The 22,039-nt window shown below is 63.1% G+C and carries 18 protein-coding genes; 6 read left to right on the top strand and 12 right to left on the bottom strand.

Going from position 1 to position 22,039, the window contains the following annotated elements:
* The first annotated feature begins 44 nt into the window (after positions 1–44).
* From OIU19_RS11865 to OIU19_RS11850, 4 genes are all read left to right on the top strand, one after another.
* Positions 45–1,832, top strand: a complete 1,788-nt coding sequence (locus tag OIU19_RS11865) for an N-acetylglutaminylglutamine amidotransferase (protein WP_264235156.1) — start codon at positions 45–47, stop codon at positions 1,830–1,832.
* 3 nt (positions 1,833–1,835) lie between these two features.
* Positions 1,836–3,581, top strand: coding sequence for an N-acetylglutaminylglutamine synthetase (gene ngg, locus OIU19_RS11860; RefSeq protein WP_264235155.1), 1,746 nt, complete (start codon positions 1,836–1,838; stop codon positions 3,579–3,581).
* 146 nt (positions 3,582–3,727) lie between these two features.
* The gene (locus OIU19_RS11855; protein WP_264235154.1) at positions 3,728–4,912 is read left to right on the top strand and encodes an osmoprotectant NAGGN system M42 family peptidase; all 1,185 of its coding nucleotides are present in this window, start codon (positions 3,728–3,730) and stop codon (positions 4,910–4,912) included.
* Between the two features lie 67 nt (positions 4,913–4,979).
* Entirely contained in the window at positions 4,980–5,207 is a 228-nt protein-coding gene (locus tag OIU19_RS11850) for a YheU family protein (RefSeq protein WP_186554735.1), read from the top strand.
* A 29-nt stretch (positions 5,208–5,236) separates the two neighbouring features.
* Here the strand turns inward: OIU19_RS11850 and csrA are convergent, their stop codons facing one another.
* From csrA to OIU19_RS11835, 3 genes are all read right to left on the bottom strand, one after another.
* Positions 5,237–5,422, bottom strand: coding sequence for a carbon storage regulator CsrA (gene csrA / locus OIU19_RS11845; RefSeq protein WP_264235153.1), 186 nt, complete (start codon positions 5,420–5,422; stop codon positions 5,237–5,239).
* A gap of 127 nt (positions 5,423–5,549) precedes the next feature.
* Positions 5,550–5,882 carry a YnfA family protein gene (locus OIU19_RS11840; RefSeq protein ID WP_264235152.1) on the bottom strand — a complete coding sequence of 111 codons (333 nt, stop codon included), beginning with the start codon at positions 5,880–5,882 and terminating at the stop codon, positions 5,550–5,552.
* A gap of 107 nt (positions 5,883–5,989) precedes the next feature.
* Complete coding sequence (locus OIU19_RS11835; protein ID WP_264235150.1) at positions 5,990–6,802, bottom strand: SDR family oxidoreductase; 813 nt, start codon at positions 6,800–6,802, stop codon at positions 5,990–5,992.
* A gap of 265 nt (positions 6,803–7,067) precedes the next feature.
* On the opposite strand from OIU19_RS11835, the gene OIU19_RS11830 reads away from it, so the two are divergent.
* Entirely contained in the window at positions 7,068–7,220 is a 153-nt protein-coding gene (locus tag OIU19_RS11830; protein WP_003252624.1) for a DUF3309 family protein, read from the top strand.
* A 35-nt stretch (positions 7,221–7,255) separates the two neighbouring features.
* On the opposite strand, the gene OIU19_RS11825 is transcribed toward OIU19_RS11830, so the two are convergent.
* From OIU19_RS11825 to OIU19_RS11785, 9 genes are all read right to left on the bottom strand, one after another.
* Positions 7,256–10,444 carry a transporter substrate-binding domain-containing protein gene (locus OIU19_RS11825; RefSeq protein WP_264235149.1) on the bottom strand — a complete coding sequence of 1,063 codons (3,189 nt, stop codon included), beginning with the start codon at positions 10,442–10,444 and terminating at the stop codon, positions 7,256–7,258.
* An 11-nt stretch (positions 10,445–10,455) separates the two neighbouring features.
* On the bottom strand, positions 10,456–11,082 hold the full coding sequence (locus OIU19_RS11820; RefSeq protein ID WP_264235147.1) for a response regulator transcription factor: 627 nt from the start codon (positions 11,080–11,082) through the stop codon (positions 10,456–10,458).
* Between the two features lie 29 nt (positions 11,083–11,111).
* A complete protein-coding gene (locus OIU19_RS11815; RefSeq protein ID WP_264235145.1) occupies positions 11,112–12,314 on the bottom strand; it encodes a hypothetical protein in 1,203 nt (400 codons plus the stop codon).
* On the bottom strand, positions 12,311–13,045 hold the full coding sequence (locus tag OIU19_RS11810; protein WP_264235144.1) for a molecular chaperone: 735 nt from the start codon (positions 13,043–13,045) through the stop codon (positions 12,311–12,313). Before OIU19_RS11810 ends, OIU19_RS11815 begins: the two co-directional genes overlap by 4 nt.
* A 228-nt stretch (positions 13,046–13,273) precedes the next feature.
* Positions 13,274–15,769, bottom strand: coding sequence for a CS1-pili formation C-terminal domain-containing protein (locus OIU19_RS11805; RefSeq protein WP_264235143.1), 2,496 nt, complete (start codon positions 15,767–15,769; stop codon positions 13,274–13,276).
* Positions 15,770–15,862: 93 nt separating this feature from the next.
* On the bottom strand, positions 15,863–16,342 hold the full coding sequence (locus OIU19_RS11800) for a fimbrial protein (protein ID WP_264235142.1): 480 nt from the start codon (positions 16,340–16,342) through the stop codon (positions 15,863–15,865).
* 220 nt (positions 16,343–16,562) lie between these two features.
* Positions 16,563–18,227 (bottom strand): cation acetate symporter, encoded by a 1,665-nt coding sequence (locus tag OIU19_RS11795; protein ID WP_186554724.1) that lies wholly within the window; start codon positions 18,225–18,227, stop codon positions 16,563–16,565.
* Positions 18,224–18,535 carry a DUF485 domain-containing protein gene (locus OIU19_RS11790; RefSeq protein WP_186554723.1) on the bottom strand — a complete coding sequence of 104 codons (312 nt, stop codon included), beginning with the start codon at positions 18,533–18,535 and terminating at the stop codon, positions 18,224–18,226. Before OIU19_RS11790 ends, OIU19_RS11795 begins: the two co-directional genes overlap by 4 nt.
* A gap of 751 nt (positions 18,536–19,286) precedes the next feature.
* Positions 19,287–20,135: a glycine betaine ABC transporter substrate-binding protein gene (locus tag OIU19_RS11785; protein ID WP_186554722.1), complete on the bottom strand. Its 849-nt coding sequence runs from the start codon at positions 20,133–20,135 to the stop codon at positions 19,287–19,289.
* A gap of 206 nt (positions 20,136–20,341) precedes the next feature.
* On the opposite strand from OIU19_RS11785, the gene OIU19_RS11780 reads away from it, so the two are divergent.
* Positions 20,342–21,901, top strand: a complete 1,560-nt coding sequence (locus OIU19_RS11780) for a beta (1-6) glucans synthase (RefSeq protein ID WP_264235140.1) — start codon at positions 20,342–20,344, stop codon at positions 21,899–21,901.
* The last annotated feature ends 138 nt before the right edge of the window (positions 21,902–22,039 follow it).

The raw sequence follows: 22,039 nt of genomic DNA, 5'->3' as shown, positions 1-22,039 counted from the left end.
TACTTTTGGGCACCCCTCCCCAACGGCAAAACCGGTAAGGACTTATGTGCGGATTAGCAGGAGAGTTACGCTTCACCCCGATCAACCAAGCCCCGCGCCCGGCGGACCTCGCCGCGGTCGAGCGCATCACCCATCATCTGGCGCCGCGTGGCCCGGATGCCTGGGGCTTCCATAGCCAGGGCCCGATCGCCCTCGGCCACCGCCGGCTGAAGATCATGGACCTGTCCGATGGCTCGGCCCAACCGATGGTCGACAACAACCTCGGCCTGTCGCTGGCGTTCAACGGCGCCATCTACAACTTCCCCGAGCTGCGTCAGGAACTGCAAGCGCTGGGCTACACCTTCTGGTCCGACGGCGACACCGAGGTGCTGCTCAAGGGCTATCACGCCTGGGGCGCAGCCTTGTTGCCCAAGCTCAACGGCATGTTCGCCCTGGCCATCTGGGAGCGCGACAACCAGCGCCTGTTCCTCGCCCGCGACCGCCTCGGCGTCAAGCCGCTGTACCTGTCGCGCAATGGCGAGCGCCTGCGCTTCGCCTCGACCTTGCCGGCACTGCTCAAGGGCGGCGATATCGACCCGATGATCGACCCGGTCGCACTCAACCACTACCTTAATTTCCACGCCGTGGTTCCCGCGCCGCGCACCCTGCTGGCCAACGTGCAAAAGCTCGAACCCGGCACCTGGATGCGCATCGACCGGCACGGCGAAGTCGAGCGCCAGACCTGGTGGCAGCTGCAATACGGGCCTAACCCGGACGAGCACAAGCTCGACCTCGAAGACTGGACCACCCGCGTACTCGACGCCACCCGCGACGCCGTGGCGATCCGCCAACGGGCAGCGGTCGACGTAGGCGTGCTGCTCTCTGGCGGGGTCGATTCGAGCTTGCTGGTCGGCCTGCTGCGCGAAGTCGGCGTGGACGACCTGTCGACCTTCTCCATCGGTTTTCAGGATGCCGGCGGCGAACGCGGCGATGAGTTCCAGTACTCCGACCTGATCGCCCGTCACTACGGCACCCGCCATCACCAGCTGCGCATCGATGAGCGCGAGATCATCGAGCAGTTGCCGGCCGCGTTCCGCGCCATGAGCGAGCCGATGGTCAGCCACGATTGCATCGCCTTCTATCTGCTCTCGCGCGAGGTAGCCAAGCACTGCAAGGGCGTGCAAAGCGGCCAGGGCGCGGATGAGCTGTTCGCCGGCTATCACTGGTACCCGCAGGTCGATGGCGCCGAAGATCCCTACACAGCCTACCGTGAGGCGTTCTTCGACCGCAGCCACGCCGAGTACCGCGACACGGTACAAGCGCCGTGGCTGCTGGAGACCGATGCCGCAGGCGAGTTCGTCCGCGAGCACTTCGCCCGCCCCGGCGCTCCCGATGCGGTAGACAAAGCGCTGCGTCTGGACAGCACGGTGATGCTGGTCGACGACCCGGTCAAACGCGTCGACAACATGACCATGGCCTGGGGCCTGGAGGCGCGTACGCCATTCCTCGACTACCGCCTGGCCGAGCTGTCGGCGCGCATTCCAGCACGCTTCAAGCTGCCCGATGGCGGCAAACAGGTGCTCAAGTCGGCGGCGCGCCGGGTCATCCCTCATGAGGTGATCGACCGCAAGAAGGGCTACTTCCCGGTCCCGGGCCTCAAGCACCTGGAAGGCGCGACCCTCGATTGGGTACGCCAGCTGCTGACCGACCCAAGCCAGGACCGTGGCCTGTTCAACCCGGCGATGATCGACAAGCTGCTGAGCAATCCGCACGGCCAGCTCACGCCCCTGCGCGGCTCCAAGCTGTGGCAGCTGGCGGCCCTGAACCTGTGGCTCAGCGAACAAGGAATCTGATCGATGAAAGCCCACGAAATCGCCTATGGCCAGCGCCTGCTGCGCGGCCAGGCGCCCTCCTACGAGCGCCTGCAAGCGCGTCTGGCCGGTGACGGCAGCGAGCCCCACAACCAGCCGCGCGCGGTACACTGCGGCTGGGGTCGATTGCTGATCGGGCATACCTACCCAGACCCCAGCGATCTGGCCCAAGCGCTGCTTGAAGAGGCCCCTGGCGAGCGTGATATCGCCCTCTACGTGGCGGCGCCACAGCAGGTGCTGGCGCATGCGCCGCAGCAGCTGTTTCTCGATCCGTCCGACACCCTGCGCCTGTGGTTCACCGACTACCGTCCGGCGCAGCGGGTTTTTCGCGGTTTTCGTATCCGTCGGGCGCAGACCGAAGCCGACTGGCAAGCGATCAACAGTCTGTACCAGACCCGCGCCATGCTGCCGGTCAACGCCGAACTGCTCACCCCGCGCCATCAGGGCGGCCCGGTCTACTGGCTGGCCGAAGACGAAGATACCGGGGCAGTGATCGGCAGCGTCATGGGCCTGAATCACAGCAAGGCGTTCGATGACCCAGAGCACGGCTGTAGCCTGTGGTGCCTGGCGGTCGATCCGCATTGCAGCCGCCCCGGCGTCGGCGAAGTGCTGGTGCGGCATTTGATCGAGCACTTCATGAGCCGAGAGCTGGCCTACCTCGATCTGTCGGTCATGCACGACAATCGCCAGGCCAAGCGTTTGTACAAGAAGCTTGGCTTTCGCAACCTGCCAACCTTTGCGGTCAAGCGCAAAAATGGCATCAACCAGCCGCTGTTCCTTGGCCCCGGCCCCGAGGCTGGGCTCAACCCGTATGCGCGAATCATCGTCGACGAGGCCTTTCGCCGCGGCATCGAGGTGCAGGTCGACGACGCCGCTGCCGGCCTGTTCACCCTCAGCCTTGGTGGGCGCCGGGTGCGCTGCCGGGAATCGCTCAGCGACTTGACCAGCGCCGTGAGCATGACCCTCTGCCAGGACAAGCGCCTGACCCAGCACGCCCTGCACAATGCCGGGCTGCACGTGCCGGTGCAGCAACTGGCGGGCAATGCCGACGACAACCTGGCGTTTCTCGAAGAGCATGGCGCGGTGGTGGTCAAGCCGGTGGATGGCGAACAAGGCCAGGGCGTGGCGGTCAACCTGACCACCCTGGAAGAGATCAGCCAGGCGGTCGAACAGGCGCGGCGGTTCGACAGCCGGGTGCTGCTGGAAAGCTACCACCCAGGTTTCGACCTGCGCATCGTGGTGATTGGCCATGAAGTGGTCGCCGCCGCGATTCGCCATCCGGCCCAGGTGATCGGCGATGGCAAGCACAGCGTCAAGGCGCTGATCGAGGCGCAGAGCCGTCGTCGCCAAGCCGCCACCGGGGGTGAAAGCCGTATCCCGCTGGACGAGGAAACCGAGCGCACGGTGCGCGCTGCCGGCCTGCAATACAGCGATATCCTGCCTGCCGGTCAGCGCCTGGCGGTGCGCCGCGCGGCCAACCTGCACACCGGTGGCACCCTGGAAGATGTCACCGAGCGTCTGCACCCGATCCTGGCCGATGCCGCCGTGCGTGCGGCGCGGGCGCTGGATATCCCGGTAGTGGGCCTGGACCTGATGGTGCGTGACGCCGAGCAGCCTGACTACGTGATTATCGAGGCCAATGAGCGGGTCGGGCTGGCCAACCATGAGCCGCAACCGACCGCTGAACGATTTGTCGACCTGCTGTTTCCCCATAGCCGGTCGCCTGCCTGAATGATGTGTTGTCCTGGCGGGCCTCATCGCGGGGCAAGCCCGCTCCCACGCTGTGCCCTCTTTTGAGGTAAAGCACTCAACGTGGGAGCGGGCTTGCCCCGCGATCAGGCCCACAAGGACAACCACCCACCCGCCGAGGAGTGCACATGTCCAAACACCACCCCGAACCGGATCTGGAATACCTCAAACGCGTCCTGCTGGAGATGCTCGCCATCCCCAGCCCGACCGGCTTCACCGACACCATCGTGCGCTATGTCGCCGAACGCCTGGATGAACTGGGTATCCCCTTCGAACTGACCCGCCGCGGCACCATCCGCGCCACCCTCAAGGGCCGCCAAAGCTCGCCCGACCGCGCCGTCTCGGCACACCTGGACACCATTGGCGCCAGCGTGCGCCAACTGCAAGACAACGGCCGCCTGGCCCTGGCCCCGGTCGGTTGCTGGTCGAGTCGTTTTGCCGAAGGCAGCCGGGTCAGCGTGTTCACCGACACCGGTGTACTGCGCGGCAGTGTGCTGCCGCTGATGGCCAGCGGGCACGCCTTCAATACCGCGATCGACCAGATGCCGATCAGCTGGGACCACGTCGAAGTGCGCCTGGACGCCTACTGCGCAACCCGTGCCGACTGCGAGACGCTGGGCATCTCGATTGGTGATTTCGTCGCCTTCGATCCGCTGCCGGAGTTCACCGAGAGCGGCCATATCAGCGCCCGCCACCTGGATGACAAAGCCGGCGTAGCGGCATTGCTTGCCGCACTCAAGGCAGTAGTGGAAAGCGGCCAGCAGCCGCCGATCGACTGTCATCCGCTGTTCACCATCACCGAAGAAACCGGCTCTGGCGCGGCCGGTGCATTACCCTGGGATGTCAGCGAGTTCGTCGGCATCGACATCGCCCCGGTAGCACCTGGGCAGGCCTCCAGCGAACACGCGGTAAGCGTGGCCATGCAGGATTCCTCAGGCCCCTACGACTACCACCTGTCGCGCCACCTGCTGAAACTGGCAGGTGAGCAAGACCTGCCGGTGCGCCGCGACCTGTTTCGCTACTACTTCAGCGATGCGCATTCGGCCGTCACCGCCGGCCACGATATCCGCACCGCGCTGGTGGCTTTTGGCTGCGATGCTACCCATGGCTACGAGCGCACCCATATCGACAGCCTGTCGACCCTCAGCCGGCTGCTGGCCGGTTACCTGCTCAGCCCGCCAGTATTTGCCAGCGATTCCAACCCGGCCAGCGCTTCGCTCGAACGCTTCAGTCACCAGCTGGAGCATGATGCGCAAATGGAAAGCGATACCCGCGTGCCGGCCGTGGACAGCCTGGTCGGCAACAAGAGCTGATGCCTACACGCAGGTGGCGGGTTTCGCGTAGCATGGGGCCACTCCCGACTACAGACCGTCCCTGCGTATGCTGATCCCCTACGACCAACTCGAAGCCGAAACCCTGACCCGCCTGATCGAAGACTTCGTCACCCGCGAAGGCACCGACAATGGCGATGACACGCCGCTGGAGACGCGCGTGCTGCGCGTGCGCCAGGCACTGGCCAAGGGCCAGGCGTTCATACTGTTCGACCTGGACAGTCAACAGTGCCAGCTGCTGGCCAAGCATGAAGTGCCTAGAGAACTGCTCGAGTGATCAACCGGGGTTGCCCCGTGCAGCCCCGCTTACATGTCCCGCTGCTGTTTCTCCTTCGCCTTGATCCGCTTGTACACCTCGCTGCGGTGCACCGGTACGTCACGCGGCGCGCTGATGCCAAAGCGCACCAGCCCGTTGCCCACCGCCATCACCTTGATCTCGATGTCATCGCCGACGGTGATGACTTCGCCAACATCGCGTCCAATTACCAGCATGCTCCGATCCTCGCCGCTAAGGGAAAACCGGAGCCTGCTTCAGGTCTATCTGGCTCCACAATATTGCGCCAGCGAAAGAGACGAGTCCCACTAGCAAAGGTAATTCGCCCTACAGAAATACCTGGCTTTAGCCCTGCTGCAAGCGTGGCCCGAAGACGATGATGGTTGCCCCGAGCACGCACAGCAGTGCGCCGAGCCAGTCGCTGCCCAGCGGCCGTATGCGCTCTACCAGCGCCAGCCAGAGCAATGACGAAACGATGTAGATGCCGCCGTAGGCTGCATAGGCGCGGCCCGCGTAGGCGGCCTCGACACGGGTGAGGATCAGGCCGAACAGCGTCAAGCTGAGCAGCGCCGGTACGATCCACCAGGCGCTCTTGCCCAGGCGTAGCCACAGGTAGAAGGCGTAGCAGCCGCCGATCTCGAACAGTGCGGCCAGGAAGAACCAGAAGTAGTTGATCACGCCAAGCTCCTTGGCCCATGAAAAAGGCGCATAGGATACCTGATTGATCTGGGATAACTGGGCGACAGTGCTAGCCTCATCGCGGGGCAACATTGTCATCACACACGCTAGCCCCGACTGCCCGCCTTGGCGCGCATCTTCACCGCCATCTCGGCCATCTCGTCATACAGCCGCTCTGGCGCCTGGCACTTGAGCTTCCACGCCTCGCGCCCGGCCTCATGCGGCAGAATCAGAAACTCGCCGGCGCCAATCCGCTCATGCATGTACTCGGCGATATCCGCCGCACTGATCGGCGAGCCCTGCAACAGCTTGCCCACCTGCGCCTTCATCGCCGGATTCGGCCCACGGAACGAGTCGAGCAAGTTGGTCTGGAAGAACGATGGGCACACCACATGCACCGCCACTTCCAGCTGGCGCAATTCGACCAGCAGGCTCTCCGACAACGCCAGCACGCCGGCCTTGGCCACGTTGTAGTTGCTCATCCCCGGCCCCTGCATCAGCGCCGCCATCGAGGCGATGTTGACGATCCGCCCCTTGCTGCGTTCAAGCAACGGCAAGAACGCCTTGCAGCCCTTGACCACGCCCATCAGGTTGACCGCGATCTGCCAGTCCCAGTCTTCCAGCGACAGCTCGGCGAAGAACCCGCCCGCGGCGACCCCGGCGTTGTTGACGATCACATCGATGCCGGCAAACTTCTCTTCGCAGGCCTGGGCCAGGGCAGTCAGCTGGCTGTAGTCGCGCACATCGCAGCGCTGAGTGAAACCATCGCCGCCTGCTGCGCGCACCCGCTCGAGAGTTTCGCGCAGGCCGGCATCGTTGACATCGGCCAGGGCCAGGCGCCAGCCCTCGCGCGCCCAGCGTAGGGCGATTTCGCGGCCAAGGCCGGAACCTGCGCCAGTGATCATCATTCGGTTGTGCATGGTGCAGGCCTTGTTCGGTGGGCAATGGGCCGAGTCTAGCCAAGGCCTGCATCGAGTTGGTGCGCTATCAGGCTGCTGAATGGGCCGGCATGGCCGCGCACGATCTCCGTGGGAGCGGGCTTGCCCCGCGATAGAGCCAGTACTGACACAACAACATCCACTGCCCGCAACGCCAATTGAATCTTTGCCAAGCGGCGCAGGTCGGAATTGTAAGCGGCCAGCATTCCTAGGCCCCTTCCCCTAGAACAACGCAAGGATTACGCCCATGACCACGATCCTCATCATCATCCTGATCCTGCTGTTGATTGGTGGCTTACCCGTCTTCCCACACTCGCGCAGCTGGGGCTATGGCCCATCCGGCATCATTGGCGTGGTGCTGGTGATCCTGCTGGTGCTGTTGTTGCTTGGCATGATATGACCCAGCCCCCTGGCCTCAGCCAGGGGGCCGTCCTTTCAGACACTGCGAGCGGCCTGGTTGTCCAGTTGCCGCTCAAGGTGTTGCATGGCCTTGCGCAACGCCTGCACATCGCTGCTCAAGCGCTCACGGGCCAAAGGCCGGCTAGCGCAACTGTGCTCGACCCGCTCGCACAGGGCCACCAGGTGCAGGACGCGAGCGATTCTCGCGCCGCCCTTGACCCGATGGGCCAGCTGAGCCAGTTCCAAGGTATCTTCAGCGACCCGTTCCAGGCGTTGCAGGTCTTCTCGGTTACTGGTGCGCAAATCGCCGAGCAACGCCTTGAGCGCCGCTTCATCCTTGCCCACCAAACGTTGAAGATGGTCCATATCCAGCATCAAGGGGTCGTCATCCCTAGCCGTTGCCCGGCAACTGGCCAGGGCTTGCACCAGTTCTTCCAGCCCCAAGGGTTTGAACAGACAATCGTCCATGCCTGCCATTCGGCAGCGCCGGCGTTCTTGTTCCTGGGCGTTGGCCGTCAGGCCGATCAGGCGACATGCAGGCCTGCGACTGCGCCGCTCATGCTCGCGAATCGCTCGGGCCAGGGCGTGGCCGTTAAGGCGCGGCATGGAGCAGTCACTGATCACCACGTCGAAGTGTTCCTTGAGCCACAGGCGCAGCGCCTGGGCGCCATCTTCGGCGACCCGCGCCTGGTGACCGAGGTAGTCCAGCTGCTGGGCCAGCAACAACCGGTTGGCAGGATAGTCGTCGACCACCAGCACTCGCAGGCGCTCGCTGTCGGCGGGAAACGGCAGCACCACCGGCTCCAGGCAGGGCTCGGCGGGCAACACTGCCAAACTCAAACGGATATCCACCTCGGTGCCCTGGCCCAACACGCTGCGCAGGCTTAAGTGCCCCCCCATCATCTCGCACAGGCTACGACTGATGCCAAGACCCAGGCCGGCACTGCACCGCGGCGACTGCTGCTGGTTGCTGGCCTGACGAAACGGCTGACCGAGCCCAGCCAACTCGGCCTCGGCAATGCCGACCCCGGTATCCTTGATCTGCAACTCCACCGCCAGCCGGCCATCTCGCGGCACGGCGTTGAGGCGGACCGCCACATAGCCTTGACGGGTGAACTTGATGGCATTGCTCAAGAGGTTGGCCAGCACCTGTTTGAAGCGCAGCGGGTCAAGCATCACCTGCGCATCCACCTCGCCGTGCATCTGCAAGCGCAGCTCCAGGCCCTTGCCACGCGCCTGCTGCTCGAACAACTGCACCACCCGCGCCACCTGCTCGCGCAGACACACCCGCTGTGGCGCCAGGTGCAGGTGACCCGCCTCGATACGGGTAATGTCGAGAATATCGCCGATCAACTCCAGCAAACCCCGCGCGGCATCGGTTGCCACTTCGATCGCCAGGCGGTCGAGCACGCCTTGTTCGGCCTTGTGCTGGGCTAGCTCGAGCATGCCCAGCACCGCATGCAGCGGGGTGCGGATCTCATGGCTCATGGTGGTCAGAAAACGTGTCTTGGCCTGGTTGGCCGCATCGGCCTGCTGGGTGGCCCGGCGCAACTGAACTTGCAGTCGGCGCAGGTAGCGAATCCACATCAGCGCCAGCAGCAGCAACCCCAGCGCCAGGCCGAAGCCGAGCAGGATCTTGCCGCGATAACGTGGCCAGACGCCGTCGGCGACGATCATCGGGTTGCGCCAGCGCCGCACCAGTACATCGGTCTCGCGCGGGGCGAGGCTGAGCAAGGCCTTGTTAAGGATGCCCTGCAACTCAACTGAACCTCGGGCGCTGGCCAGGGCAAAGTGCGCTGGCGACATCGGCAAGCTGGCACTGATGCGCAAACGCCCTGGGTACCAGCGGGCAATCAGCGGACGCGCGTCATCAAGGGTCAATACCGCTGCGGCCGCCTGACCGCGCGCCACTGCCTGCAAGGCCGCCACCGGGCCGGGTACGATCAGCGGCTCAACCAAGGGGTAATGCTGCTTGAGCTCCTCCAGCACATCGCTCCCCCACACCGCTGCCAACGGCCTTCCAGCCAACTGCGCCAGGCTGCTCGGCGCGCGCGGATCGTCACGGGTCACCAGCACCCGTGACGCACTCAGATAGGCACGGCTGAACCCCAGGTACTGCTCCAGCGCAGCACTGCGGGGGATGCCGGCGATCAGCTGCGCCTGGCCCTGGCGCACCTGGTCGAGCATGCGCGCCACGCTGCCGCCCGCCTCCACCTCGAAACGCAGGCCGGTACGGCGGCTGATCAGCTGCAGGATATCCAGGCTCAAACCGCGCCATTGTGCTTTGGCATCGCGGTAGCTCAACGGCAGCAGTTGTTCATCGAGCAATACTTTGACCGAGGGATTTTCGCTCAGCCAACGCAGCTCGCGCTCGTTCAGTTGCAGCGGTTGAGCTTTATGCGCATTGGCCGACACCGGGCTCCAGCGTTCACGGATGCGTGCATGCTGGCGCTCGGACAGCGCCGCCAAGCCTGCATCGACCAAGTGCGGCAAGGGTGAGTCATCTTCCAGCATGGCAAAGCCGATGCCCTGGCGCCCCAAGGCAGCGTGGCCGATTTCCTCGATCCCGCTCAATTGACTGCGCCCCAGCACATAGCGCGCGCCTAAGCCATTACCCAGGTACAGGTCGGCCTGACCGAAGGCCAACGCAGTCAGTGCGCTGAATGGGCTTGGATGCGGATGAACCCGGGCCAGTGGGTAATGCGCACTGACTTGCTCCTGGGTCCGATAGCCCTCGACCATCACCAGATCGAAGGGCTCGGCGCGACGGATGCGGGCGCGCAAGTCCTCTTCCAGGGCCATCAACAATGGCCGGTCTTCACCATACGGCCGCGACAGGCGCAGGTTCGCCTGCAACGCCTGCTGGGCGGTCACCGAGGCGAGCAGATCGATCTGGCCGTCGCGTAATGCTGTGACCGCCTCGGCGAACGAGGCGAACACCTGCACGCTCACCTCAAGGTTCATCTGCTCGGCCAACAGCCCTGCGTAATCGGCGCTGATGCCCTCATAAACCTGACCGGTACCGAGTATGTCGTATGGCGGGTTCTCCCGATTGAGCACGCCCAAACGCAGCTGGCGCCGCTCCCACAGCCAGCGCAGTTGGCTGTTGTCGGGTTCCGGCCGGGGGCCATCGAGGCTGGCGCGGGCATGCAATACCGGGGCAGCGGCGACCGGCAACCACACCCAGGCACACCACACCGCCAGGAACAGGACATTCAGGCGCACCAGTAAGGCATTCAGATGAGCAGATTGCGGCGGGCGAAGTCCGCCAGGTCGATCAGCGAGTTGACCCGCAGCTTCTCCAGCAGGCGAGCCTTGTAGGTACTGATGGTCTTGTTGCTCAGCAGCATCGCTTCGCCAATGGCTTTGTTGCTCAAGCCCCGCGCCAGCTGCTGCAACACCATCAGCTCGCGGTCGGAGAGGCTGGCGATGCACTGGGCTTCGGTGGCCTTCAGGTCCTGGCTATGAACCGAGCTCAGGGCCACTTCCGGAAAATAGGTATAGCCGGACATCACCGCGCGTACCGCCTTGTTCAACTCGCAAAGGTCGTCGGTTTTCGACACGAACCCCGCAGCGCCGGCCTGCATGCAGCGCAGAGAGTAGGCCTCAGCCAACTGTGAAGTGAGCACCAGAGTCTTGGCCGGATGCTCCAAGCCGCGGATCCTGGCAATCACATCCAGGCCATCGAGGCCAGGCATGGTGATGTCGAGAATCACCAGATCCGGGCGGTGTTCGCGCACCAGGCGAACTGCATCGATACCGTTGTCTGCCTGGCCGACCACCTCGACCTGTTCCTGGCGCAGCAACAGGCATACCGTGGAGCGGATGAACGGATGATCATCAACCACCAAGGCTGTGTACATAGGCGACCTCGCGAGTGATGCAGGCCGGGCTAGAGTTCGGCATCGAACACCACCGTGACCTGGCCGTTGTAGGTGCTGCCGGGGTGGGCAAGCATAGTGCTGACATCGTCCTTGGCCACCTCGAAATGCAAATGCCCGGGACGATTGAGGGTGGGTTGCGCGGCATCCAGTTGCAGGGCTGCGGCGGGTCCGGTCGGCAGGACCAGGCGTTCGACCGGTCGGCTTTGGTATTGAATGCCAGGCGGCAGGCTCAAGGCGACCTCCACCGGCACCTGGTGGCTGGCGTCATTGACTATCGCGCAGCGCACGTCGGCCTGGTACTGGCAGAGCTTGTAGACTTTAAACGGGCCAGTCGACCACAGCCGAAATGGCAGGTCACGGTACACCCGGCCTGGAGCTCGGCCCCCGGCGAGCCAGGCGCTCCAGCCGTTTCTGGGCTCAAGTACGGCCTTCTCCGAGCCTGGGGCGAACTCGAAGAGAAATGCATGCTGCACATCCAGCTCGAAGTTGATCGTCAGCGTATCGCCACTGAGCGCCGAGACGTCGTTACCGAAGTCGAAATCGCCACCGGGGCCAATGCTGTAAGTGACGCTGCCGCGGTAGATGCCAGCTCGCAGGCGGTAAGGGGGGGGAATATCGAGCGTATAGGTGACCCCTGTGACCTCGACCTGGACGTTTTCCACCGTGCCTGGCGTTGGACTGTAATGGGTAGACCAGCATCCGCCCGGTGACAGCGGATCGTTGAGGTACCAGACATAGAAATACGTTTTCAACGTTTGCCAGCCCAACCCCGCGCCTTTTCTGCATGGCCCATCGACAGTCGTTCTGTTCACCGGGTTGCGATTGTAGATGGTGCTGACAACCCGCTGAGCTACGGAGTTGAACTGAAAGCTCATTCGTCGCGACTCACCCGTTTGCTCGTGATACACATCAACGACCCTCGCTGCTGGGAGTTTCACGTAAAACTGGTCTCGCGGGTCTGGTGCTGACTGCACCGTGCGTTTGGCGTAGGTGATCGGCAGGTCTACAGTCATGCGTTCTCTGCACAGCCGTGCCCAGATTAGGCAAAAGGACGCGGGCGGCGTGGTGTTTTCAAATCGCCCGGAACCACCGCCGCGATACTCCGCCGTCAGCGTTGTTTCCACGGCGCAGGCCGAAAGCGCAGTCATTGCCAGCACCAAACCGCCGCAGTAACGGCGCAGGCGCTTTTGCCAAGCGTTCGAGATGCTCATCCCTCTACCACCATTTCTTTGTGCTCACTGCCTTCATGCAGCTCGAACTGATGCACCTTGCCTAACTGCCCGTCGAAGTCGCGACTGCGCCCCGGTAGCAGGTGATGTTTGGTGGCAGGCTCGCACCCCTGCCCGGCAGCCTGGCACTGACGAAAATGATCGAGCACCACGGTGCTGTTGCCTTGGTTGACCACGGTGAGGCGGCCGCCTTTACGCTGCACAGGGGTATGGAAGCGGGTTTGGGCGGGGCGCACGAACAGGATCGAGCCATACCCGGCCAGCAGGTTGACCCCGGCCTTGAGGCTGTCGCGATACTGCTCGGCCTCCTGCTCGTTCAACGCAAAACCATCGCCGCTTTCCGGCAGTACTGGCACGAAACGCAGGCGGAAGTAGCGCTCCTGCTCACGCGCGCCGCGATACAGCAGGCGCACCGCCTGCATCCCCTGGGCCGGTACGATCAGCCGTGCAGGGCTGGCGACCAGGCCGCGCTGCTCCAAGGGCAGGCCATCGGTATCGATCTCGCGGGGCTCGCCATTGGCGTCATAGACCAACTCGGCGACGCTGATCTTGACGAACGCGGTGGTGTCGCCACTGTTGCGCACGCGCTTGAGCAGGGTGCTCTTGCCGCTGTCGAGGTAGTCGTACAGGGCGCCGACATTGAGCTCGGGCGCGGCGTGTGATGCCAGCGGGGTGAGCAGCAGGGTCAACAGGATCAGCCTGGGAAGGGTCATGTTTATAGGTCTCTTTTTCGACATAACGAGAGTATTGATACCGTGGCGTTGATGGCTATGGCCTAGGTCGCGGGATTGGTCCTAAAACCAGTTCGGAAATTTCCCAAGCACTGTTCTGAAGTTGGTGATTGCATTGAGTGAATGGGGCGCCAGTGCCGGTCTCATCGCGGGGCAAGCCCGCTCCCACGGGTTTTTCGTTGCTTGTCCCGCGATAGGGCCGGCACTGACTCAACCGCGCCGGTTACTCGCAACATCGCCCACCCCAGCCAGGCTCGCGGGGCTACAGGTCTGATCTCCGGCCAGCACCACATCGCCTTCACGCTCCAGTGCCAGCAGGTCGAGGCTGAGCAGGCAAGCCGCCGCGCCATGCTGGTGAACCTCCAGGCTCGGGGTCGCTTCGCTCATCTCTACGGCGAAGAAGCCATCGGCTTCACTCACCGTGCGGCTGGCGTGATTGATCACCTGAGCCCCCCGCAACGGCCTACCTTTGACGTCGATCAAGCGGCCAATCACGGTAACCGTGCGCAGCACACGCAACTGTCGATAGGCAATCCCACCGCGGTTGAGGTGGTAATCGAGGCTCGAGGGTTGGATCACTGCCGCTGTCGCCTCGCTGCCTTCAAAATCGAACTGCACATGGCCAGCCTTGTAGGCCGCTACCGGAATCACGTTGCGCCCAGGGCGCAGGTTGGCGGTGCTGCCATTGGGGTCGTCGGCGCGCAGCTCCAGGCCATCCAGATCGGTCTCGACATCGACGATCAAACCGGCCTGATGCGGCAGGTACTGGCCACTCAAGGCCGCCTTGCCTTCGCCTACGGCAAGCAGGCTTTCCATGTTCAAGCCACCCGTGAACTCGCCGTTGTAAGAGGATCGCTGAACATAGGCATCGCCATGCACTACCTGGTTTTCAAACTGCGTGTCACCGCCCAGCCCTACCCCATAACGGTCAGCGCTGGCGGTCATGCCGAGGCTGCGCAGTGGGCCGATGTCGACATCTTGCTGGTAGGCCAGGGTAGCGTTGACGTCGCGCCCGCCGTCGCGTGAGGTACGTGTACCTAGACTGGCCGACACCCGCCGCCCGCCCCCACCCAGGCTCATGCTCAAGCTCAGGTTGACCCCGCGGCTGCGCGCATCGCCGGTGCCGACGGTGCCTGGGCGGTCGAACAGTGACAGGCGCCAGTTGGCGTCCGACCCCAGCACCCGGCCGAAATACGACCATCCCAGGTCGACCCCCATACCTTCGCTGGCGCCACTGCTGTGGGAGATGCGCAGGCTGGCAGTGTTGCGCGGATCGAGGCGATGGTTGAGCGACAGCGAGGATTGCGTCTGCCTCTGTACGAACGCCGCGCTGCGCGCTTGCTGCGGGCGCGACAGCCAAGAACGGCTGTGGCTGGCGACCAACGAACCGCTGTCATAGGTGTGGATCGCCTGCAGGTCATAGCCACTGCCGTAGTCCTGGGCCTGGTAGACATTGGAGTAGAGCTTGAAGCGGTCGAACACGTCCCAGTCCAGCGAGGTGCCGTATTGCATCATCTGGTCGATACGCTGGGCCGACAGACCGACAATCGCCCGTGGGTGCAGCAGGTAGTTGGCCAACACGCCAGCGCTGAGGCTGTCGTCATGCTCGCGCTCCCAGTTGCTCAGCAGGCTGCTCTGCCGGCCTAGATAGACGTTGTAGCGCCACGGCGCATCGGTGCTGCGCCAGTTGCTGGGTTTGTAGATGAATGCCTGGCTGCGCGAGGTGACCTGGCCGTCCTCGACCAGGCGCACTTCGATTTCATAGATGCCACCGGGCAGCACTTTGGTATCGAGCGTCTGCAAGCCCGGCTGGACAGGCTGACTGTTGATCAGCACGCCGTTGCGGTAGATCTCGGCCACCGCTGGGCGATCGGGGGTGACATAGATCGGCGTGGCGCTGGGCGCGCCGTTATCGATGGCCAGGCTGTCGCTGCTGCCAAACATCAGGCCGAGGGTGGTATCGGGGCTGGTACCCATCAGCCGTGGCTGGCGGGTCAGGCCTTGGGCGCTGGGGGTAAAGTAGCCCAGGCGGTAGAAGTTAGCTTCGACCACGCGCTCGGCGTATAGCTGGTCGATGCGGTAACGGGTGCCTTGCTCGCTGTCGCTGCCACGGTCGAACTGGCCGTCGGCCAAGGCGGTCCAGTTGCCGATACTGCCTTGCCCCTGCATGGCGTAGCGCCCCGTAGTGCCACGTCCATCCCCCACCAGATTGAGCTGATTGCGCAACAGCAGGCCATAACTGCCCTGTGCCGGGAGTTGATGAAAGCGTTCAACCCCTGCTTGCACTTCAGCCTGATTGGTCAATAACGACAACTGGGAATTGACCAGGCTGTAGTGCACGGCGCGTAACCCATCAGGACAATCGGACTGACAGTCTCCCAATGGCCGGGCATTGCTCAGGCGCTCACGCCACAGACGACGTACGCGCTCGGGCTCGCGGCTCTCTTGGGTATCGGTGAATTCGATCAGCTGTACACGTTGGTCGCGGCTGAGCACGACCATGGCATCGCCCAGGTAGCGGCCATCCAGGTCGACCCGGACCGCCAACGGCACGTCGAAGAAATGCGCCTCGAATTCACGCGGCAGACCGTCGATGCGCCCCAGCGCCGTCGCCGCAGCATTTGCCCCACAGGGCAAGGTGGCCAGGCAGACAGCCAATGGCAGCCAACAGCACAGGACGGCGATCGAGGTGTATTTGATTGGCATGAGCGTCGCTTACAGGCAATACCCTCCCTCCCCTCGACAGGCGTGGAGGACAAGGAGGGCAACAACGAATGGGTTAACCGATAACTGCCCGCTTCAAGGCGCAGCGGTTTCAAACATCATGCTGACCAAGCCTTGGTAGCTGCCTGGCACATAACCGGTGGTAGGCGCGGCCTGGGCATGCACTTCAAAGCCAACGGTGGTGCCGGTGGCAGCCAGGGCCGCACTGACCACTTCGGTCGGCGTGGTCTTGAGCACGGTGCCGGCAACCATGACATCCAGGCCGATGTTGTTGACGCCGCTGGCAATGACCGCAGGCGACACCAGGTAGGCGGTAATCGGCCCCACGGTGCTCTTGACCTGCAACTCCTTGCGAATCGGTTCTAGCTTGGATTGATAGGAGTTCCAGGTCATCTCTTGCGGGTCGTTCATCCAGTTGCCGCCCACAGGCTCGACAAAGAACGCTCCAGTCGGGATCTGAGCGGTGACCTGGACCTGCTTCTCAATCGGGTCAATGGCAAAAGCCGAGGTGGCGCAGCACATGGCCAGGGGAAGGGCGAATAACGTACGTTTCACGAATCTGATCTCCTTGAAGGGCTAATGCCTGCCGGGGGTTCCCGGTCAGCAAGGAGATTATTCAGGGTCGATTCGTCGCGATGAGTAAGACCGTTCCGAGCGGGCTTCGGAAATTTCCCAGCGACCTCAAAACGCCATCAAACTGGCTTGCAAGGCGGATCAGCTATTCACCAACGACAACGCCCCGACTAGCGGGGCGTTGTGGCATTACAGGCAAGGATTAGTGAGAAACCGCGCCACTGGCACCCAGGCCAGTCTGCGAACGGACGAACTGCGGGAAGAACAACGCACGCTCGTTTTCAGCTGCCTTGGACTTGTCGGTGACCGAGAAGAACCAGATACCGACGAAGGCGATGATCATCGAGAACAGCGCTGGGTACTCATACGGGTAGATGGCTTTCTCATGACCGAGGATCTGCACCCAGATGGTTGGGCCAAGGATCATCAGGCCAACCGCACTGACCAGGCCCAACCAGCCGCCGATCATGGCGCCGCGGGTGGTGAGTTTCTTCCAGTACATCGAGAGCAGCAGTACCGGGAAGTTGCAGCTGGCGGCAATGGAGAAGGCCAGGCCGACCATGAAGGCGATGTTCTGCTTCTCGAACAGAATGCCCAGGCCGATCGCCAGCACGCCCAGAGCGATGGTGGTGATCTTCGAGACGCGGATCTCGTCCTTGTCGTTGGCCTTGCCTTTGCGCCAGACGCTGGCGTACAGGTCATGGGATACCGCCGAGGCACCGGCCAGGGTCAGGCCAGCGACCACCGCCAGGATAGTGGCGAAGGCCACCGCTGAGATGAAGCCGAGGAAGATACTGCCACCCACGGCATCGGCCAGGTGCACCGCCGCCATGTTGTTGCCGCCCAGCAGCGCGCCCGCGGCGTCCTTGAAGTCTGGGTTGGTGCTGACCAGCAGGATCGCGCCGAAGCCGATGATGAAGGTCAGGATGTAGAAGTAGCCGATGAAACCGGTGGCGTACAGCACGCTCTTGCGCGCTTCCTTGGCATCGCTGACGGTGAAGAAGCGCATCAGGATGTGCGGCAGGCCAGCGGTACCGAACATCAGTGCCAGGCCCAGGGAGAACGCCGAGATCGGGTCTTTGACCAAACCGCCCGGGCTCATGATCGCCTCACCTTTGGCGTGCACCTTGATCGCTTCGGTGAACAGGGTGTTGAAATCAAAGCCCACGTGCTTCATCACCATCAGCGCCATGAAGCTGGCACCCGACAGCAGCAGCACGGCCTTGATGATCTGTACCCAGGTGGTGGCGAGCATGCCGCCGAACAGCACGTACATGCACATCAGGATGCCGACCAGGATCACCGCGACGTGGTAGTCCAGGCCGAACAGCAGCTCGATCAGCTTGCCCGCGCCGACCATCTGCGCGATCAGGTAGAAGGCCACTACCACCAGCGAGCCGGACGCCGACAGGGTGCGGATTTCCTTTTGCCCGAGGCGATACGAGGCCACGTCGGCGAAGGTGTATTTACCCAGGTTGCGCAGGCGCTCGGCGATCAGGAAGAGAATGATCGGCCAGCCGACCAAGAAGCCGATCGAGTAGATCAGGCCATCGTAGCCGGAGGTGAACACCAGGGCGGAAATCCCCAGGAACGAGGCTGCCGACATGTAGTCACCGGCAATTGCCAGACCGTTCTGGAAACCGGTGATCTTGCCGCCGGCGGCATAGTAGTCGGAGGCTGATTTGTTGCGTTTGGACGCCCAGTAGGTAATCCCCAGGGTGAACAGGACGAAGGCCAGGAACATGACGATGGCAGACATGTTGAGCGGCTGTTTCTGCACCTCGCCGGTGAGCGCATCAGCGGCCCACACAGCGGGTGCAAAAACGCCGCAGGCCAGGACGGCCAGGGCTTTGGCTTGACGGATCATTGCTTGGCCTCCTCGAGGATTGCCTTGTTCAACTCATCGAACTCGCCGTTGGCACGACGCACATAGATGGCGGTGAGGATGAAGGCCGAGAGGATCAGGCCGACACCGAGGGGAATACCCCAGGTAATCGACGAGTCCGGGCTCAGCTTGGCACCGAGAATTTGCGGGCCATAGGCGATGAGGAGGATGAAGCCGCAGTAGAGGCCGAGCATGATCGCCGAGAGAATCCAGGCGAAGCGTTCGCGTTTGGTGACCAGTTCCTTGAAGCGCGGACTGTTCTGTATCGAGAGGTAAATGCTGTCGTTCATTGTTTTTGTCCTAGCAGCACAGATTAGGGATAACCCGCCTGTAACTTTATGCTGCCGTTGGACGCCAACCAGACGACCTTAGTCTTAGATGCAACGGTGTTTTGCAGATTTGGTAACAACAGATAAGCCTGAGTCGCCCTTTTCGCGGGCAAGCCCGCTCCCACAGGGTTCGATGGAGGCCCTGTAGAGCGGTCTTGCCCGCGAAGAAAGCGCATTGGCCGCTGAGCCTCATAATCCACTCGGCAACCCGCTCAGGATGATCCCACAAGGCTCGATACAGGCCCTGTGGGAGCGGGCTTGCCCGCGAAGAAAGCGCATTGGCCGCTGAGCCTCACAATCCACTCGGCAACCCGCTCAAGATGCTCCCACAAGGCTCGATACAGGCCCTGTGGGAGCGGGCTTGCCCGCGAAGAAAGCGCATTGACCGCTAAGCCTCACAATCCACTCGGCAACCCGCTCAAGATGCTCCCACAAGGCTCGATACAGGCCCTGTGGGAGCGGGCTTGCCCGCGCAGAAAGCGCATTGGCCGCTGAGCCTCATAATCCACTCGGGAACCCGCTCAGGATGCTCCCACAAGGCTCGATACAGGCCCTGTGGGAGCGGGCTTGCCCGCGAAGAAAGCGCATTGGCCGCTGAGCCTCACAGTCCACTCGGCAACCCGCTCAAGATGCTGCCACAAGGCTCGATTGAGGCCCTGTGGGAGCGGGCTTGCCCGCGAAGAAAGCGCATTGGCCGCTGAGCCTTACTCCCTCATTTGCCAGTCCACTCGGCCACCCGCTCCGGATGCTTGGCCACCCAGTCCTTGGCCGCCTGGTCAGGCTTGGCACCATCTTGAATCGCCAGCATCACCTCACCGATCTCATCCTTGGACTGCCACTGGAATTTCTTCAGGAATGCCGCCACTTCCGGCGCCTTCTTGTCCAGCTCCTTGCTACCGATGCTGTTGACGGTCTCAGCCGCGCCATACACGCCCTTAGGGTCTTCCAGGAACTTGAGTTTCCATTTGGCGAACATCCAATGCGGCACCCAACCGGTCACCGCGATCGACTGCTGCTTGGGATAGGCCCGGCCCAGTTCGGCGGTCATGCCCGCGCCGGAGCTGGCCTGCAACTTGTAACCCGTCAGGTCGTAGTCCTTGATGGCCTGTTCGGTCTTGATCATCACCCCGGAGCCGGCGTCGATGCCGACGATCTTCTGCTTGAAGGTGTCGTCGGTCTTGAGGTCTTCGATGCTGGTGGCTTTGACGTACTCAGGGACGATCAGGCCAATCTTGGCATCCTTGAAGTTGGGGCCGTAGTCGACCACCTTGTCCTTGTTCTTGGTCCAGTACTCACCATGGGTAACCGGCAGCCAGGCCGAGAGCATGGCGTCGAGTTTGCCGGTGGCAACCCCCTGCCACATGATGCCGGCGGCCACCGCCTGCAGTTTCACGTCATAACCGAGCTTCTGCTTGATTACTTCGGCGGCCACGTTAGTGGTCGCCACACTGTCGGCCCAACCATCTACGTAACCAATGCTCACTTCTTTGGCCATTGCCTGCGCAGCGCTCATGGCCAACACCAGGGCGGATCCCACGCCCAGGAAACGTCGCATATTCATCAAAGCATCCCCTCGTCAGGTCTTGGAGATTGCATCATCAACCTGCCACACAGGTCGACCTGCTCTATCAGCGACCTCCACCCCAACCAGATGCGACAGCACTTGGCCATTAGCGTGATCGGCCCGCCCTGCCCTGCGCGATCCTTGCATGCCAATGCATTGGCGCCAGGCATTTGCGGCTATCATCTAGCCCTTTGCGCCTGACGATGGACCGCCTGATGCCCAGTTCCGCCCGCTTGCTACTGCCCCTTTACCTCCTCGCCTGCCTGCTCGCCTTGCTCGGGCTCGGGGCGCTCTGGTACGGGCTGGGCAAGCCGGTGCTGCTGCCCGATGCGGCCAGCCCCACGCATAAACTGCAATGCGCCTCCTACACCCCGTTCGATAAAGACCAATCCCCGTTCGACCAGCCGTTCCGCCTGCGCCCGGCGCGCATGGACGCCGACCTGGCGCTGCTGGCTGAGCGCTTTCAGTGCATCCGCACCTATTCGATGACCGGTCTTGAGGCGATTCCGGCGTTGGCGCGCAAGCATGGGCTGAAGCTGATGATCGGCGCCTGGGTCAATGCCAACGTCGCCGACACCGACAAGGAAGTCGAGCTGCTGATCGCCTCGGCCAACGCCAACCCGGATGTGGTCACGGCGGTGATCGTCGGCAACGAGGCGCTGCTGCGCAAGGAAGTTACGGGAGATCGCTTGGCTGAACTGATCGCCCGGGTGAAAAGTCGTGTGACGGTGCCGGTGACCTATGCCGATGTCTGGGAGTTCTGGTTGCAGCACCCACAAGTGGCACCTGCGGTGGACTTTCTGACCATCCACCTGCTGCCCTACTGGGAAGATGACCCCAGCGGGATCGACCAGGCCCTGGCGCATGTCGCCGAGGTACGGCGGGTGTTCGGCACACGTTTTGCGCCCAAGGACGTGATGATCGGCGAAACCGGCTGGCCCAGCGAGGGGCGCCAGCGCGAGACGGCAGTGCCGAGCCGGGTCAATGAAGCACTGTTCATTCGTGGTTTTGTCGCCATGGCCGAGCGCAATGGCTGGAGCTACAACCTGATCGAAGCCTTCGACCAACCGTGGAAGCGCGCCAGCGAGGGCGCGGTGGGTGGCTACTGGGGGCTGTATGACGCCGATCGCCAGGACAAAGGTGTGCTGGAAGGGCCTGTGAGTAACCTGGCGCTGTGGCCGCAGTGGTTGCTGGCGAGTGTGTCGTTGCTGATCGCGGTGCTGCTACTGGCTGGTCGGCCGGCCGATCCGCGTGCAGCCTTGTTGCTGCCGTTGTTGGCAGCGATAGGTGCCAGCAGTCTGGGGCTATGGGGCGAGCTGATGCGCACCAACGCGCGATTTGCTGGCGAGTGGCTGTGGGCGGTGTTGCTGGCAGGGCTGAATCTGCTGGTGCTGGCGCATGCTGCGCTGACCTTGGCGCAGCGTAACGGCTGGCGCCAGCGGCTGTTCACCTGGCTTGAGGCGCGGGCTGGCTGGTGGCTACTGGCGGCAGGGTTCGCTGCGGCGGTGAGCATGTTGGCGATGGTGGTTGATCCGCGCTATCGCAGTTTTCCCAGTGCGGCATTGCTGCTACCCGCTTTGGTCTATCTGCTGCGACCCGTGCCAGCGCGGCGGGCTGAGGTGGCTTTGCTGGCGTTTATCGTCGGCGCAGGGGTTGCGCCGCAGTTGTTCCGGGAAGGGTTGCACAATCAGCAGGCTTGGGTCTGGGCGGGGGTCAGTGTTTTGATGACTGCAGCGTTATGGCGAAGTCTGCGCAAGGTTTGAGCCTGCTATCGCGGGGCAAGCCCGCTCCCACGCCATGACCTGCATCGATAACTCGCCATGACCTGCATGGATGAACTGCGTGGGAGCGGGCTTGCCCCGCGATGAGGGCTGCGCAGTCTCCGCTTAACCGAGCTTGCT

The sequence above is a fragment of the Pseudomonas sp. BT-42-2 genome (assembly GCF_025847435.2).
In the GTDB taxonomy this organism is placed as follows: Bacteria; Pseudomonadota; Gammaproteobacteria; order Pseudomonadales; family Pseudomonadaceae; genus Aquipseudomonas; species Aquipseudomonas urmiensis.
Note: the sequence above shows the minus strand (reverse complement) of the source record. Positions and strands in the feature narration are given on the sequence as shown.